Origin of the sequence: Microbacterium sp. K24 (assembly GCF_004794465.1) — a bacterium.
Classification (GTDB): domain Bacteria; phylum Actinomycetota; class Actinomycetes; order Actinomycetales; family Microbacteriaceae; genus Microbacterium.
Genome location: NZ_SSDJ01000086.1, coordinates 53,471 through 68,306, shown reverse-complemented (window position 1 = coordinate 68,306; position 14,836 = coordinate 53,471). Strand labels below are relative to the sequence as shown.

General features: G+C 69.9%; 16 protein-coding genes and 1 tRNA gene. 13 read left to right on the top strand and 4 right to left on the bottom strand.

The window, feature by feature from the left end; all coding sequences use genetic code 11:
- Positions 1-22: 22 nt before the first annotated feature.
- Positions 23-493: a DUF4442 domain-containing protein gene (locus tag DW306_RS06900; protein ID WP_136054872.1), complete on the bottom strand. Its 471-nt coding sequence runs from the start codon at positions 491-493 to the stop codon at positions 23-25.
- Positions 494-601: 108 nt separating this feature from the next.
- Between DW306_RS06900 and DW306_RS06895 the strand changes: the two genes are divergently transcribed.
- The 11 genes from DW306_RS06895 (at position 602) to DW306_RS06845 (ending at position 10,990) form a co-directional block, all read left to right on the top strand.
- Complete coding sequence (locus tag DW306_RS06895; protein ID WP_136054916.1) at positions 602-1,000, top strand: GntR family transcriptional regulator; 399 nt, start codon at positions 602-604, stop codon at positions 998-1,000.
- Positions 997-2,022 (top strand): DUF1648 domain-containing protein, encoded by a 1,026-nt coding sequence (locus DW306_RS06890; protein ID WP_136054871.1) that lies wholly within the window; start codon positions 997-999, stop codon positions 2,020-2,022. Before DW306_RS06895 ends, DW306_RS06890 begins: the two co-directional genes overlap by 4 nt.
- A complete protein-coding gene (locus DW306_RS06885) occupies positions 2,019-2,972 on the top strand; it encodes a type II CAAX endopeptidase family protein (protein WP_136054870.1) in 954 nt (317 codons plus the stop codon). The genes DW306_RS06890 and DW306_RS06885 overlap by 4 nt, the downstream gene beginning before the upstream one ends.
- A gap of 42 nt (positions 2,973-3,014) precedes the next feature.
- A complete protein-coding gene (locus DW306_RS06880; protein WP_136054869.1) occupies positions 3,015-3,674 on the top strand; it encodes an O-methyltransferase in 660 nt (219 codons plus the stop codon).
- A gap of 103 nt (positions 3,675-3,777) precedes the next feature.
- Positions 3,778-5,058 carry a phosphopyruvate hydratase gene (gene eno, locus DW306_RS06875; protein ID WP_136054868.1) on the top strand — a complete coding sequence of 427 codons (1,281 nt, stop codon included), beginning with the start codon at positions 3,778-3,780 and terminating at the stop codon, positions 5,056-5,058.
- A 65-nt stretch (positions 5,059-5,123) separates the two neighbouring features.
- Positions 5,124-5,696 (top strand): septum formation initiator family protein, encoded by a 573-nt coding sequence (locus DW306_RS06870; RefSeq protein ID WP_136054867.1) that lies wholly within the window; start codon positions 5,124-5,126, stop codon positions 5,694-5,696.
- Between the two features lie 47 nt (positions 5,697-5,743).
- Positions 5,744-6,286 (top strand): DUF501 domain-containing protein, encoded by a 543-nt coding sequence (locus DW306_RS06865; RefSeq protein ID WP_136054866.1) that lies wholly within the window; start codon positions 5,744-5,746, stop codon positions 6,284-6,286.
- Entirely contained in the window at positions 6,283-7,578 is a 1,296-nt protein-coding gene (locus tag DW306_RS06860) for a S8 family serine peptidase (protein WP_240747101.1), read from the top strand. Before DW306_RS06865 ends, DW306_RS06860 begins: the two co-directional genes overlap by 4 nt.
- A 38-nt stretch (positions 7,579-7,616) precedes the next feature.
- Positions 7,617-9,170 carry an NAD(P)/FAD-dependent oxidoreductase gene (locus tag DW306_RS06855; protein WP_136054865.1) on the top strand — a complete coding sequence of 518 codons (1,554 nt, stop codon included), beginning with the start codon at positions 7,617-7,619 and terminating at the stop codon, positions 9,168-9,170.
- Positions 9,171-9,444: 274 nt separating this feature from the next.
- The gene (locus DW306_RS06850) at positions 9,445-10,320 is read left to right on the top strand and encodes a cation-transporting ATPase (protein WP_136054864.1); all 876 of its coding nucleotides are present in this window, start codon (positions 9,445-9,447) and stop codon (positions 10,318-10,320) included.
- 13 nt (positions 10,321-10,333) lie between these two features.
- Entirely contained in the window at positions 10,334-10,990 is a 657-nt protein-coding gene (locus DW306_RS06845; protein WP_136054863.1) for a DedA family protein, read from the top strand.
- 4 nt (positions 10,991-10,994) lie between these two features.
- On the opposite strand, the gene DW306_RS06840 is transcribed toward DW306_RS06845, so the two are convergent.
- The 3 genes from DW306_RS06840 to DW306_RS06830 all read right to left on the bottom strand — a co-directional run bounded on the left by DW306_RS06840 (position 10,995) and on the right by DW306_RS06830 (position 12,120).
- Positions 10,995-11,067 (bottom strand) — tRNA-Leu (locus DW306_RS06840).
- 38 nt (positions 11,068-11,105) lie between these two features.
- Complete coding sequence (locus DW306_RS06835; RefSeq protein ID WP_136054862.1) at positions 11,106-11,612, bottom strand: glutathione peroxidase; 507 nt, start codon at positions 11,610-11,612, stop codon at positions 11,106-11,108.
- A 31-nt stretch (positions 11,613-11,643) separates the two neighbouring features.
- Entirely contained in the window at positions 11,644-12,120 is a 477-nt protein-coding gene (locus tag DW306_RS06830) for a MarR family transcriptional regulator (RefSeq protein WP_136054861.1), read from the bottom strand.
- 103 nt (positions 12,121-12,223) lie between these two features.
- Here DW306_RS06830 and DW306_RS06825 point away from each other — a divergent pair, with 103 nt between their 5' ends.
- A complete protein-coding gene (locus DW306_RS06825) occupies positions 12,224-13,471 on the top strand; it encodes an alanine racemase (protein WP_136054860.1) in 1,248 nt (415 codons plus the stop codon).
- Positions 13,468-14,781, top strand: a complete 1,314-nt coding sequence (locus DW306_RS06820; RefSeq protein WP_136054859.1) for a D-arabinono-1,4-lactone oxidase — start codon at positions 13,468-13,470, stop codon at positions 14,779-14,781. Before DW306_RS06825 ends, DW306_RS06820 begins: the two co-directional genes overlap by 4 nt.
- Positions 14,782-14,836: the final 55 nt, after the last annotated feature.

Below are 14,836 nucleotides of genomic sequence, written 5' to 3'. Positions count from 1 at the left end.
CCGGTGAACGGCGGGAGACGACTCAGCGCTGAGCGGCGGTGACGCGCTTCTTCTCGCGGATGTACACCTCGCGGCGCACCTTCGCGACCACGTCGCCGTCGCGGTCGGTGACGACGGTCTCGAACCACTCGAGCACCTTCGCGCCGCCGCGGGCGCGCTCGCGGATCTCGGCCGCCTTCTCCTTCGAGACCTCGAACTCGGCGGTCAGCACACCGCGACCCGGCTTGAGGAACTCGATCTCGCCCCGGGTGTCCCAGACGACATGGTCGCGTCCGAGCTGATGCATCACGAGCATGAAGAAATAGGGGTCGGTCGTGGCCGACATCGATCCGCCGAACGCGGTCTTGACGTAGTTGCGGGTGAAGACGTTGACGTGGAGCTCGACCGTCGCGTGGGTCCAGTCGTCGCTGAATCGACGGACGCGGATGCCGCTGCAGAGGTTCGGGATCCACAGGCTCATGCCGATCGCGAGTCGGCGAGGAGTGATGCGCATGGCGCCAGTGTTCCGGAAACGCCTGCGTCCGCAAAAGCAGATGGAGGGTCTGTACAGTTATTATAGTTTGAGTAGAATAACTAGAGATTCACGAATCGGGGGTGCATGGTGCTGATCAGAGTCGACACCGACAGTCCGCGACCGCTGTACGACCAGGTCGCGGCGTCGATCCGCTCCGACATCCTCGCCGGTGCGCTCGTACCGGGTGACCGGCTCCCCGCCGCCCGCGATGTCGCCGACGCGCTCGACATCAATCAGCACACGGTGCTTCACGCCTACCAGCGACTGCGCGACGAAGGCCTCATCGACCTCCGCCGCGGCAGGGGAGCGGTGATCGCGGCATCCGCCGCTCCGCTCGCCGAGCTCGCGCAGGAGATCGACGCGCTCGTGCGGCGGGCCGGCGCCCTCGGGGTCTCCGCCGAGACGCTCGCCGGCATCGTGCAGGCGCACCGCGATCCGCGATCCGAATCCCGCTCCACCAGGAATCCCGAGGAGGGAACGCCATGACCACGCATGACCTGACCCGCACACCCCCATCACTGCTGCGGCGGGCGCGACTGATCTTCTTCCTGGTCGCGGTGGTCGTGCCGATCGTGAGCACCGTGATCGGCACCATCGTCCTGCTGGCCTGGCTGCCGTCGCTGCCCGCGCAGGTCGCCACGCACTGGGGCGTCGACGGCGCCGACGCGTTCGGCCCGGCATCCGCGTATCTCTGGATCCTCCTCGCGGTCGGTCTCGGCCTTCCGGCGGTCATGGCGTTCGTCACGCTCGCCGCGGTCGGTGACCACTGGGGCGGGGCTGCGCGATCGATGGGCGCGCTCGCCGCAGGGCTGTCGGTGTTCGCGACCGTCCTGACCCTCGGCTCGCTCGCCATCCAGCGCGAATTGGCCGAGTCCGCCGACGTGCCGGGAATCGGCGGGGTGATCGCGCTGTCCTTCGGCGCTCTCCTCGTGGTGGGCGCCGTCGCCTGGGCCGTGCAGCCCCGGGTGCGCCCGGAGTCAGGGCGGGTCCTCCTCCCGAAGCACGTCGTCCACATCGCCGAGGGGGAGCGCGTGGTCTGGGTGGCCACGACCTCGATGCCGCGCGCGGCGCTCTCCGCGCTCCTCATCCTCCTGCTCGGTCTCGTCGCGCTCGCCGCGTACATGCTCGTCACCGGTGTCCAGGGCGGCTGGATCGTCGCCGCCGTGGTGGTGGTCGTCGCGGTCGCGATGGCAGCGACCACCACGTTCCGCGTTCGCGTGACCCCCGAGGGCTTCGCCGCGCGCGCCCTGCTCGGATGGCCGCGCGTGACCATCCCACTCGACGAGATCGAGTCGGCGCGTGCCGTCGACGTCTCGCCGTTCGGGGAGTTCGGCGGCTGGGGGTGGCGCATCGCCGTGGACGGACGGACCGGGATCATCATGCGCCGCGGGTCCGCGATCGAGATCACCCGTCGTGACCGGCGCCCATTCATCGTGACGATCGACGGGGCGGAGGATGCGGCGGCCCTGCTGCAGGCCTTCATCGACAACCGAGAGGCGACCTCATGACCGACACCGTTCTCCCCACTGCGCGACGGGTGCCCTGGGCCGCCGTGATCGCCTTCACGGTGCTCGCCTGCGGACTTGCCTGGCTGGTCGCGCTGCCCCTGTGGCTCGGCGACGGGCTCGCGGAGCCCTTCGCGGGAGTGATCCTCCCGGTGATGATGCTCACCCCGGCGGTCGCCGCGCTCATCGTCACCTTCACGATGCGCACACCGGCGCGGGGCCGACGAGCACGTTTCCTCGGCCTGTGGCCGCTGCGACCGGCGAAGCGCATCGTCTGGCTCCTGGCCGCCGCGTGGCTCGTGCCGCCGCTCCTGGTCGCGGCGAGCATCCTCGTCTCCGCCGCCCTCGGGTTCGTGCAGCTCGACCTCACGTTCGGTGCCTTCGCCGTCGAGCTCGAGGAGGCCCTGCCTCCGGGGTCGCCCGTTCCGCCGGTCGGAGTCGTCGTGTTCGCGCAGATCGCGATGATCCCGCTCGCCGCGCTCCTGAACGCGATCCCCGCCTTCGGGGAGGAGCTCGGCTGGCGCGGATGGCTCGTGCCCGCCCTCCGCCCGCTCGGCACCTGGCCGGCGCTGCTCATCAGCGGCGCGATCTGGGGCGTCTGGCACAGCCCGGTGATCCTGCTCGGCTACAACTTCGGCCGGACCGACGTCACGGGCGTGCTGCTGATGATCGGCGGATGCGTGGCGTGGGGCATCCTGCTCGGCTGGCTGCGGCTGCGCTCGGCATCCGTCTGGCCCGCCGTGATCGCCCATGGCGCGCTCAACGCGGCGGGCGGCCTCATCGTCATCTTCGCCGCCGCGCAGCCCGACCTCGGACTCGCCGGTCCCCTCGGCGTCGCGGGATGGATCGTCCTCGCCGTCGTGATCGCGGTGCTCGCACTCACCGGGCAGTTCCGCCGTCAGCCCGAGCTCGCCGGTGCACACGGCAGGATGCTGTCCGCGCCACGCTCCTGATGCGCTCTTGACGCGGTCCCGGGGCGAGGGTTGGCTGAGGGCATGGAATCCACCCCCGCAGCCTGGTCGCAGGCCGACGCCTTCCTCGCCGACACGCTCGTCGGGCACGATCCCGCCCTCGAGGCCGCGCTCGCCGCGCAGCGCGCGGCCGGACTTCCCGAGATCGAGGTCGCGCCCGTCGCCGGCAAGCTGCTCGACCTGCTCGTGCGCATCAGCGGCGCGCGTCGTGTGCTCGAGATCGGCACGCTCGGCGGCTACTCGACGATCTGGATGGCGCGCGCGGTGGGTCCCGACGGACGTGTGACCACGATCGAGGCCGAAGCCGACAACGCCGCCGTCGCCCGCGCCAGCATCGATGCGGCAGGGGTGGGGGAGCGCGTCGACATCCGCATCGGCCGCGGAGCCGATGTGCTGCCGACCCTCGTCGCCGGATTCGACCTGGTGTTCATCGACGCCGACAAGGAGTCGAACACCGTCTACCTCGACTGGGCGGCGAAGCTCGGGCATCCCGGCACCGTGATCGTGCTCGACAACATCGGCCGCGACGGCGAGATCGTGCGCGAGGACTCGACCGATTCGAAGGTCATCGGCACGCGCGACGGACTGCGGATGATGGGCGACGATCCCCGGTTCGACGCGACGGCGCTGCAGACCGTCGGCGTGAAGGGGTGGGACGGCGTCGCGCTCGCGATCGTCGTGTGATGCTGCGCCCCGCTCCGTCCCTGAGTCGGAGGAGGGGCCGGGATAGACTGGGCGCGGACCGACGACGCTCCACCCACTTCCACCCTGAACAAGGAGCACATCAGTGGCACTGATCGAGGCTGTAGGCGCACGCGAGATTCTCGACTCGCGCGGAAACCCGACCGTCGAGGTGGAGGTGCTTCTCGACGACGGCATCGTCCAGCGGGCCGCCGTCCCCTCCGGTGCATCCACGGGTGCGTTCGAGGCGTACGAGCTCCGCGACGGCGACAAGAGCCGCTACGGCGGCAAGGGCGTGCTCAAGGCCGTCGACGCCATCATCGACGAGCTGGGCCCGGCCATCGAGGGTGTCGAGGCGAGCGAGCAGCGCATCATCGACGAGATCCTCATCGAGGTCGACGGCACCGAGAACAAGAAGCGCGTCGGCGCGAACGCCATCCTCGGCGTGAGCCTCGCCGTCTCGAAGGCCGCTGCGGACTCCGCCGACCTTCCGCTGTTCCGCTACCTCGGCGGCCCGAACGCGCACCTGCTGCCCGTTCCGCTGTTCAACGTCATCAACGGCGGCGAGCACGCCGACAACGGCATCGACATGCAGGAGTTCTTCCTCGCCCCGATCGGCGCCGAGACCTACTCCGAGGCTCTGCGCTGGGGTGTCGAGACGTATCACGTGCTGCGTTCCGAGCTGAAGGCCGCGGGCTACGCGACCGGCCTCGGCGACGAGGGCGGCTTCGCCCCCGACCTGCCCAGCAACCGCGAGGGCCTCGACTTCCTCGTCAAGGCGATCGAGAAGGCCGGCTTCACGCCCGGCTCCGACATCGCGCTCGGCCTCGACGTCGCCGCGACCGAGTTCTTCAAGGACGGCGTCTACCGTCTTGACAACAAGGACTGGGATGCCGAAGCGCTGACCGAGTACTACGTCGGCCTGGTCAACGACTTCCCGATCGTCACGATCGAGGATGCTCTCGCCGAGGACGACTGGGACAACTGGAAGCACCTCACCGACGTGCTCGGCTCGCGCGTCCAGCTGGTGGGCGACGACCTGTTCGTCACCAACCCGCAGCGTCTCGCCGACGGCATCAAGCGCGGCGTCGCGAACTCGCTTCTCGTGAAGGTCAACCAGATCGGCACGCTCACCGAGACGTTCGACGCGGTCAGCCTGGCTCAGCGCTCGGGCTACACGGCGATGCTCTCGCACCGTTCGGGTGAGACCGAGGACACCACGATCGCCGACCTCGTGGTCGCGACGAACGCGGGCCAGATCAAGGCGGGTGCGCCTGCTCGCAGCGAGCGCGTCGCGAAGTACAATCAGCTTCTGCGCATCGAGGAAGAGCTCGGCGACGCCGCGGTGTTCGCCGGACGTTCGGCCTTCCCGCGCTACCAGGGCTGAGCGCAGCGCTCAGACCGCAGAGTCAGATTCACACCGCCCGCTGAGCGGTGACCGGAGGAGGAGCCGTGGCACGACGACCGGCTCCTCCTTCGGCGTCTCCGAAGGCTTCCGCTCCGCAGCCGGCCACGGCGAAGAAGGGGCGTGCGAAGGCGACCGGCGCCCCTGCTCCGAAGGCGCCTCGCACGGGTTCTCGGCGGAGCGCGCCCCGTGTCGATGTGCGCGAGTGGGCCTCCGGCATCCGTCTGTCCGCGTTCTCGGTCATCATGCTCTCCCTCGTCGTGCTGGGCGCCTGGGTTCTCGTTCCGACACTCGGCACGTTCATCGATCAGCGGCAGAAGATCGCGGCCCTCGAAGCCTCGGTGCAGGTGAGCGAAGACCAGATCGACGACCTCGTCGCCGAGCGCGAGCGCTGGAGCGACCCCGCCTACATCACGACGCAGGCCCGCGAACGGCTGTACTACGTGAAGCCCGGTGAGGTCGTGTACCTGATCGACAACGACCTCGATCCGTCGGCGCTGCCGCGCGAGCAGGAGCCCGTCAGCGACACCCTCGAGGAGAAGCCGGCGGATTGGATGCCGCAGCTGCTGCGCACCGTCGTCTCGGCGGGTCTCAGCGACACCGCGGCCGTGGTTCCCTGAGCATCCGCTCCGAGCATCCTCCCTGGCGGCTCCCCTACGCTGGTGGGGTGACCACGCCGCCGTTCCCCGCCCCCACGCCCGCCGAACTCGCCGTCGTGTCGGCCCAGCTCGGACGCGCGGCGCGCGGAGTGGTCGGCATCGCGGCGCGCTGCTCCTGCGGCAATCCGACGGTGGTCGCCACGACCCCGCGGCTGCCCGACGGCACGCCCTTCCCGACCTTCTACTATCTGACGCATCCCGCCGCCACGGCGGCGATGTCGACGCTCGAGGCGACCCAGGTGATGCCGGAGCTGGCTGCTCTCCTCGCCGAAGACGAAGCGGTCGCGGCCGGCTACCTCGCGGCGCACGAGGCGTACCTGGCCGATCGCGCGCAGTTCGGCGGCGTCCCTGAGATCGACGGCATCTCGGCCGGGGGCATGCCCACCCGCGTCAAGTGCCTGCATGCCCTCGCCGGTCATGCCCTCGCGGCCGGTCCCGGCGTGAACCCGATCGGCGACGCGGCTCTCGAACGATCCTCCTGGTCCCCGGCCGTGTGCCGTTGCGAAGACCCCGGCGCCGCGACCCGCGAAGAGACGGCCCGATCCGCATGACCTCTCGGCGGATGCTGCGCAATGTCACGGCCCTCGCGGTCGTGGCGGCATCCGTCCTGCTCCTGGGCGCCACGGCGACGCCCCCGCCGATCCCCGACGACCCCGCCGACCCGGTGCGCGCTTCGGAGTACTGGCTCGACGGCGCGCGCATCCGTGAGGCATGGAACACGACGCGCGGCGAGGGCGTCACGATCGCGGTGATCGACACCGGCATCGGCAAGGTTCCGGAGACGTTCGGCGACGCGGTGGTCGGCGGCACCGATGTTTCGGGCACCGGCACGGCCGACGGCCGCACGCCGGTCGGAGCGGTCGACGGCAACCACGGCTCCTGGGTGGCGTCGCTCGCCGCGGGGCGGGGTGCGGCCGATGGGACCGGCATGATCGGCGTCGCCCCCGAGGCGAATCTGCTGTCGATCTCGGTGGGGTTCGGCGCCGCCGCGGCCGTGCCGTTCACCGAGCAGGTCGCGAAGGCGATGCGCTGGGCCGTCGACAACGGCGCCGACGTGATCAACCTGTCGTTCACCACGAACACCCTCGACTGGGACAAGAGCTGGGACGACGCCTTCCTCTACGCGTTCGAGCATGACGTCGTGGTGGTCGTCGCCGCCGGAAACCGCGGCAGCGGCACGAACATCATCGGCGCTCCCGCCACGATTCCCGGAGTGCTGACCGTGGGCGGTGTCGACCAGACCGGCACCGCCAGCATCGAGGCCTCGACGCAGGGCATCACGATCGGCATCTCCGCACCGAGCGAAGGGCTGCTGGGCGTCTCCGCGAACGGCGAGGTCGTGTCGTGGAGCGGCACCAGCGGTGCGGCTCCGATCGTCTCGGGGATCGCGGCGCTGATCCGCTCCGCCCATCCGAACATCAAGGCCATCGACGTCATCAACCGGATCATCAAGACGGCGATGCCCGTCGCGGACGCGAAGAAGCCGCAGGATCCGCTGTACGGCTACGGGCTGGTCGATGCGGCCGCCGCGATCTCGGCCGACATCGCCCCGGTCGACAAGAATCCGATGGGCGATCTGGCCGAGTGGATCCACTTCTTCCGGCGCGCGGAGACCGAGCCGCAGCCCGAGCCGACGACGACTCCGATCGCCGTTCCGCCGCTTCCCGACGCCGACGCGCCGACGGATGCCGGTTCACCGCTGCTTCCCAGCGCTGATTCGCTCCGCTACGGTACCCTGCCGCTCATCGCGCTCACAGTCCCTGGTATCCTGATAGCGCTTGGCGTCACCGCAGCTGCCCGGCGCATCCGATCGGCGCGCGTTTCTCGTACGCCACATTCCTGACTCCAAGGAGTTGTTCCCCTGTGCCTCAGAACAGCACTGTGCCCAAGATTCTGATCGTCGGTGGAGGCTACGCGGGCTTCTACAGCGCGTGGAAGCTCGAGAAGCACCTGCGCAAGGGCGAGGCGGAGGTGACCATGGTCGACCCGCTGCCGTACATGACGTACCAGCCGTTCCTCCCCGAGGTCGCCGCGGGCTCGATCGAGGCTCGCCACTCCGTGGTCGCGCACCGCCGTCACCTGAAGCGCACGAACGTGATCACCGCCAAGGTGACCAACATCAACCACGCCGAGAAGACCGCCACCATCACGCCGCCGCTGGGCGAGCCGTACGAGTTCGCGTACGACCAGATCGTCGTCACCGCCGGCGCCGTCTCGCGCACCTTCCCGATCCCCGGCATCGCCGACAACGCGATCGGCCTCAAGACCATCGAAGAGGCCGTCGCGATCCGCGACCGCCTGATGTCGAACTTCGACAAGGCCGCGTCGCTGCCGCCCGGCCCCGCGCGCGACCGTCTGCTCACGGTCATCGTCGTCGGCGGCGGTTTCGCCGGCATCGAGGTGTTCGCGGAGCTGCGTTCGCTCGCCTCGTCGCTCGTCGCGAAGTACCCGCAGCTGACGTTCGACGACACGCACTTCCACCTCATCGAGGCCATGGGACGCATCATGCCCGAGGTCTCGCTGAAGACCAGCGAGTGGGTGCTCAAGGATCTCGCGAAGCGCGGTGCGTACGTGCACCTCGACACGCAGCTCACGAGCGCGGTCGACGGCAACGTCGAGCTCTCCACGGGTGAGGTCCTGCCGACCGACCTGATCGTCTGGACCGCCGGTGTCATGGCGAACCCGACCGTCGTGCGCGGCGGCGACCTGCCCGTCGAGGAGCGCGGTCGCATCCAGACCCGCGCCGACCTGCGCGTCGGCACGCCCGAGGCCTTCGTCGAGGGCGCCTGGGCTGCCGGTGACGTCTCGGCCGTCCCCGACCTCTCCGGTGGCGGCGTCGGCGGCTTCTGCGTGCCGAACGCCCAGCACGCGGTGCGTCAGGCGAAGCTCCTCGCGAAGAACATCGTCGCCGTGCTGCGGGGCGAAGAGCCCCGCGAGTACTTCCACAAGAACATGGGCGCCGTGGCCGGTCTCGGGCTCTACAACGGTGTCTTCCAGTCCGGCAAGCTCGCGCTCAAGGGCTTCGTCGCCTGGGTCGCGCACCGTGGCTACCACGGCCTCGCGATGCCGACGTGGGAGCGCAAGTTCCGCGTGATCTGGGGCTGGTGGAACAACCTGTGGCTCGGCCGCGACATCGTGAACCTCGAGACCGTGCAGAACCCGCGCTACGTCTTCGAGGAGTTCGCCGCGCGTCCGCGCGCTGCGGCCCCCGCGGCTCCGGCCGCTCCTGCGGCTCCCGCCCTGCCCGGGTCCCACTCGTCGGAGCCGGCGACGACGATCGCCGCCGCCGACAAGACCCCGGACGCCGACGAGCCCGTCTCGGACGACGCCCCGGCCGAGAAGCCGGAGTCCGAGAAGGCTCCGGCCGCCAAGAAGGCACCGGCGAAGAAGGCTCCGGCCAAGAAGCCGGCTGCGGAGAAGGTCGCCGCCAAATAGGTCTTCGATACCGCACGTTCGAACAGCCCTCCCACTCGGGAGGGCTGTTCGCGTCTGTGGAGGCGACGCATAGCTCCGATCGGTAGGGTCGAGCGCGCAAGGGGAGTACTCCCGTCTGCGGCGGTGTCGTCATTACGGACATGAATCGTGTCCCGGCCCGTCGGCCCGTGAGGGCGGAGGAGACCTTGGCACCCGCTGTGCGGGCTGCCTCGACTCTTGCCGTCGTCCGACGTCGTGGAATCCCGGTGGCCCGCTCCACGAAAGGACCACCACCATGGGGAAGCTCTCCCGCCTGATCGGCCTCGCCTCCGACGCTCTCGAGAAGAACAACGGCTCCGCCCGCGCTGACGGGCGCGCTGGCGGCTCCCGTTCGTCGACGGATTGGGGCGGGGTGCTCCGAGGTGCCGTCGATGCCGTGCGAGGACCGTCGGATGCGGCGCCGCGCACGGAGGGGTCACCCGGAGCCGCTTCGACGACGCCTCGCGCATCCGCCGATCCCTACGCGCCACCGCCCGCTTCCGCCGCCGGCGGCGGGGCGCGCACCGGGTCGTCCACGAGCGATGCGGATCGTGCGGCGATCGCGCGCTACGACTACCTGCTGCAGACCGCCGACCCGCAGAGCGTCGAGCAGATCCATCGCGACGCGTTCGCTCGTCTCACGCCGCAGCAGCGGACACTCGTCGAAGAGCGGATGCGCGATGAGCTCGCACCGGGGGAGCGGCCGCGCTCGTCCTCGCCCGATGACCTCGCCCGAGCCGCCGCCCGAGCCGAGGCGATGCGCCCCGGACGGATGCGCGGGCTGCTGTCGCGGGTACGCGGCGGCGGCGCGGGTGGTGCGGCCGTCCTGGCCGGAGGGGCTGCGGTGGGTGTGCTCGGCGCGGTCGCGGGTGGTGCAGTGCTCAGCTCCGTGGCCGGCCCGCTTCTGGATCAGGCCGCCGGCCTCGGAGTCGATTTCACGGCGCTGGCCGAGGGCGTCGATCTGGAGGCGCTCGCCTCGGGTGTCGGCATCGATGGCTTCACGGGCGGTGCCGAAGAGCTGATGGGCTCCGCGGGAGAAGCCGCCTCCGGCCTCGGCGAGACGGCCACCGGCTGGGGCGAGAAGCTCGGCGACCTCGGCATCCCGGGGATCGGCGACATCTTCGGCCGCTGAGCGATTCGTGTCGATGACTGCCGATCACGGCTTCACCGGACTCACCGGCTTCGCGGCCGACATCCTCACCGCTCTCGGCGACGTCGGGGTCGGTGTGCTCGTCTTCCTCGAGGTGCTCGTCCCGCCGATCCCGAGCGAGGTGATCCTGCCGTTCGCGGGATACCTCAGCCAGAGCGGGGACCTGCACCTCGGCTGGCTGTTCTTCTGGAGCACGCTCGCGTCATGGCTGGGCGCTCTGCTGCTGTACGGGCTTGGCGCGGCAATCGGCATGCAGCGTGCGGTGCGGCTGCTCGCCGGAACCCGGCTGGTCAGCCGCTCCGACCTGGAGCGGGGTGCGGACTGGTTCGCGCGCAGCGGGGGGTGGACCGTGCTGGTGGGCCGCATGGTGCCGGGCGTCCGCAGCCTGATCTCGATCCCGGCCGGTGCGTCCCGCATGGGCATCGTGAGGTTCAGCGTCTACACGATCATCGGCAGCGGCCTCTGGAACGCGCTGCTTCTCGGCGTGGGCGCCGCCCTCGGCACGCAGCACGAGCAGCTGGAGCACTACCTCGGGTACCTCGACTACGTCGTGTACGCGGCGATCGCGATCGCTCTTGTCGTGCTGGTGGTGAGACGGGTGCGCGAGTCAGCGGGAGTTCGGCGGCAGACGCCGGAATCCGGGGAAAGCTGATGGGTGCCCCCGCTGGGACTCGAACCCAGACTGAAGCGATTTTAAGTCGCCTGCCTCTGCCATTGGGCTACGGGGGCCACGCGTCAGCCTAGTTGCTCGCGGTTCACGCGCTGGCTCAGGAGTCGGCGGCCCCCGGAGCCTCGTTCGTCCACTCCCGGATGGTCTCGACGATCTCCGGAGCGTCCGGAAGGGTCGTGGGGCGGAAGCGCTTGATCCGCCCGTCCGGATTGACCAGGAACTTCTCGAAGTTCCATTTCACGCGCCCCGCTTTCCCCTCGGCATCCGGGGTCTGGGTGAGCTCACGGTACAGGGGATGCGCCGACCTGCCGTTGACCTTCACCTTCTCGGTCATCGGGAACGTCACGCCCCAGGTCGCCGAGCAGTACTCCGCGATGGCGTCGGAGCTCCCGAGCTCCTGAAGGAACTGATTGCTCGGGAAGCCGACCACTGTGAAGCCGTCGTCGCCGAACGTGCGCTGCAGCTCCTCGAGCTGCTCGTACTGCGGAGCGAGCCCGCAGCGCGAGGCGACGTTCACGACCAGCGCCACCTTCCCTTCGGTCAGCTCCCCGAATGTGCGGCGTTCGCCGCGCAGAGTAGTGACCTCGATATCCTGCAGAGCCATGTCGGCATCCTTTCTCATCGATCGATTCGTGTCAGGCGGGGATGCCCGGGCGGGCGTGCTCCGGACGCGGGAAGGCCGTCACGCGCTCGCGAAGGTCGTTCAGTCGGGTGACGAGGTCGTGCGCCTCGTCGGGCTCGAGGTCGATGGCCCGCGTCATGCAGTCCTCGAGCCAGCCGAGCTCGGCGATGATCTCGCGGCTGCGCGCGGTCGGCGTGACGAGAACACGGCGACGATCGGTCTGCGACGTCTGTCGATCGATGAGGCCTGCACTCTGCATCCTGTTCAGGAGCCCGGCGACGCTGCTCGTGTCGAGCATGAGCGCCGCGGAGATCTCGCCCGGAGTCTGCTCGCCCTCGCTCCAGAGCAGGCCGAGAACCATCAGCTGCTGGTAGCTCAGGCCCCAGGGCGAGAGCAGTTCGCGGTAGAGCTGCAGAGTCGCGTTCATCGTCGAATACAAGGCGAGGCAGACCGCCTCGTTTCGTCGCACAGCGGGATGGGTGTCGCTCATTCCGTAAGCCTCGCATACAAGTAATTGGGATACAAGGTAAATTCGGATGCGACGGGGTGCCGCCGCACGTGATCCGGAGTCCGCGAGGTCATAAGGTGGGGGAGTGCTCGACCTCACCGAAGAACTGAGCCCCGTTCAGGGTGCCGCCGCGGTCGCTCCCGAGTGGCAGGACCCGGTCCGCTACTGGCCGCGCTTGTCGGCAGCGACGCAGCACCTCCCCGCGCCCGTCGCGGTGATCGATCGGGAGGCGCTGCGGTACAACGCCATGGACCTGCTGGTCCGCTCCGGCGGGCTGCCCATCCGCCTCGCCTCGAAGTCGGTGCGCGTGCGAGCGATACTGGATGCCGTGCTGGAGCTGCCGGGATTCCGCGGCATCCTCGCATTCACGCTCCCCGAGGCTCTGTGGCTCGCCGAGACCCACGACGACATCGTGCTCGCGTACCCGACGGTCGACCGCGCGAGCCTCGAGGCGCTGTTCGCCGATGAGCAGGCGGCGCAGCGCATCACGCTCATGGTCGACGATGTCGCGCACCTCGACCTGATCGACAGCGTCAAGAGCCCGGGCGCTCGTCCGGAGATCCGCGTCGCGATCGACGTCGACGCCTCCTGGAAGTCCTCGCTCCTCGGTCATATCGGTGTCCGCCGTTCGGCGCTCTTCACCGCCGGCGAAGTGGCCGGATTCGCCCGTAAAGTCCTCGCGCGCCCCGGCTTCCGGCTCGTCGGGCTGCAGATGTACGACGCGCAGATCGCCGGCCAGGGCGATGACGCGGGCTCGGATGCGCCGCTGATCCGCATGGTGCAGGCGCGGTCCCGTGCCGAGCTGCGGGAGCGCCGCGCGGCGATCGTCGAGGCGGTGACGGCACTCGCTCCGATGGAGTTCCTGAACGGCGGCGGCACCGGCTCGCTCGAGTTCACCGGCAGCGACGAGTCGCTCACCGAGGCGAGCGCCGGCAGCGGGCTCCTCGGCGGTCACCTGTTCGACGGCTACCGGTCGTTTCAGCCGGCGCCGGCAGCGGCCTTCGCCTTCGACGTCGTGCGACGCCCGGCCGCCGACATCGCGACCGTGCTCGGCGGCGGCTGGATCGCGTCCGGCCCGCCGGTGGCGTCGCGACAGCCCCAGCCGGTCTGGCCGGAGGGACTGCGAACACTTCCGCGCGAGGCTGCCGGCGAGGTGCAGACGCCGCTCCAGGGGCCGGCGGCCACCTCCCTCGGCGTGGGCGACCGTGTGTGGTTCCGTCATGCGAAGAGCGGCGAACCGGCGGAGCGCATCGCGCAGTACCACCTCGTCTCGGGTGACGAGGTCGTCGACGAATTGCCCACATACCGCGGCGAGGGGAAGGCCTTCCTGTGACGAGGATCGGCGGTACCTGGCAGAACTGGGCGCGCTCGGCCACCGTTCGTCCGGTGCGGGTGGAGCGGCCGCGGAGTCCGGAGGGCGTGCAGCGCGCGGTCCTCGCCGCCGTGAAGCACGGCCTCACCGTCAAAGCCGTGGGCGCAGGGCACAGCTTCACCGGAATCGCCGTCGCGCCCGGGGTGCTGCTGGAACTCGACGACATGCAGGGCCTGGTCTCGGCGGATGCCGCCACCAGGCGCGTGACCCTGCTCGCCGGCACGCGCCTGCACCGGATCCCGAGGCTCCTCGCTCCCTACGGCCTCGCGATGGAGAACCTCGGCGACATCGACCGCCAATCGATCTCGGGCGCGATCTCGACCGGCACGCACGGCACCGGCGCAGGGTTCGGCGGCCTCGCCACTCAGGTCGTCGGCGTCACGATGATCACCGCGGCCGGAGAGTTCCTGCGCATCGACGAGCAGCAGAACAGCGAGCTCCTGCCCGCCGCGGCGCTCGGCCTCGGCGCCCTCGGCATCCTCGTCGAGGTGACCCTCCAGTGCGTTCCGGCCTTCGTCATGCATGCGATCGACGAGCCGATGCCGCTCGACGAGGTGCTCGACGACATCGAGGGCCACGTCGCGGCATCCGATCACTTCGAGTTCTACTGGTTCCCCCACACCGACGTCGCCCTCACCAAGCGCCAGACGCGCCTGCCCGAGTCGGCCGTGCGCAAGCCGCTGCCTGCGGTGGGGAAGTGGATCGATGAGACGCTGCTCTCCAACGGCGTCTACCGGGTGGTCTGCGCCGCGGGACAGATCGTCCCGGCCGTCACGCCGCCGTTCAGCCGCCTGGCTGTGAAGCTCACCGGTGACCGCGAGTACACCGATCTGTCGAACCGCGTCCTCACGCAGAGTCGCACGGTGCGGTTCCGCGAGATGGAGTACGCGATCCCCGCCGAGAACGTCGTGGCGGCCTTCCGCGCTGTGCGGAAGCTCATCGATCAGCGGAACTGGCGTATCGAGTTCCCCGTCGAGGTGCGCTTCGCCGCGGAAGACGATCGCTGGCTGTCCACGGCCCATGGCCGGGCGAGTGCGTACATCGCGGTGCACCGCTATTGGCGCGCCGATCCGACCGAGTACTTCGAGGCCGTCGAGCTGATCATGCGCGAGCACGGCGGCCGGCCGCACTGGGGCAAGCTCCACACCCAGACGGCCGAGACGCTGCGCGAGCGCTATCCGCGGTTCGACGACTTCCTGGCCGTGCGAGACCGGCTCGACCCCGAGCGGCGGTTCGGCAACCGCTACCTCAAGCGCGTGCTCGGTGCCTGACCTCCGGATCGATCGGAATCGCACGTGCCATCCCCAGTACACGTGCAGACAGCGC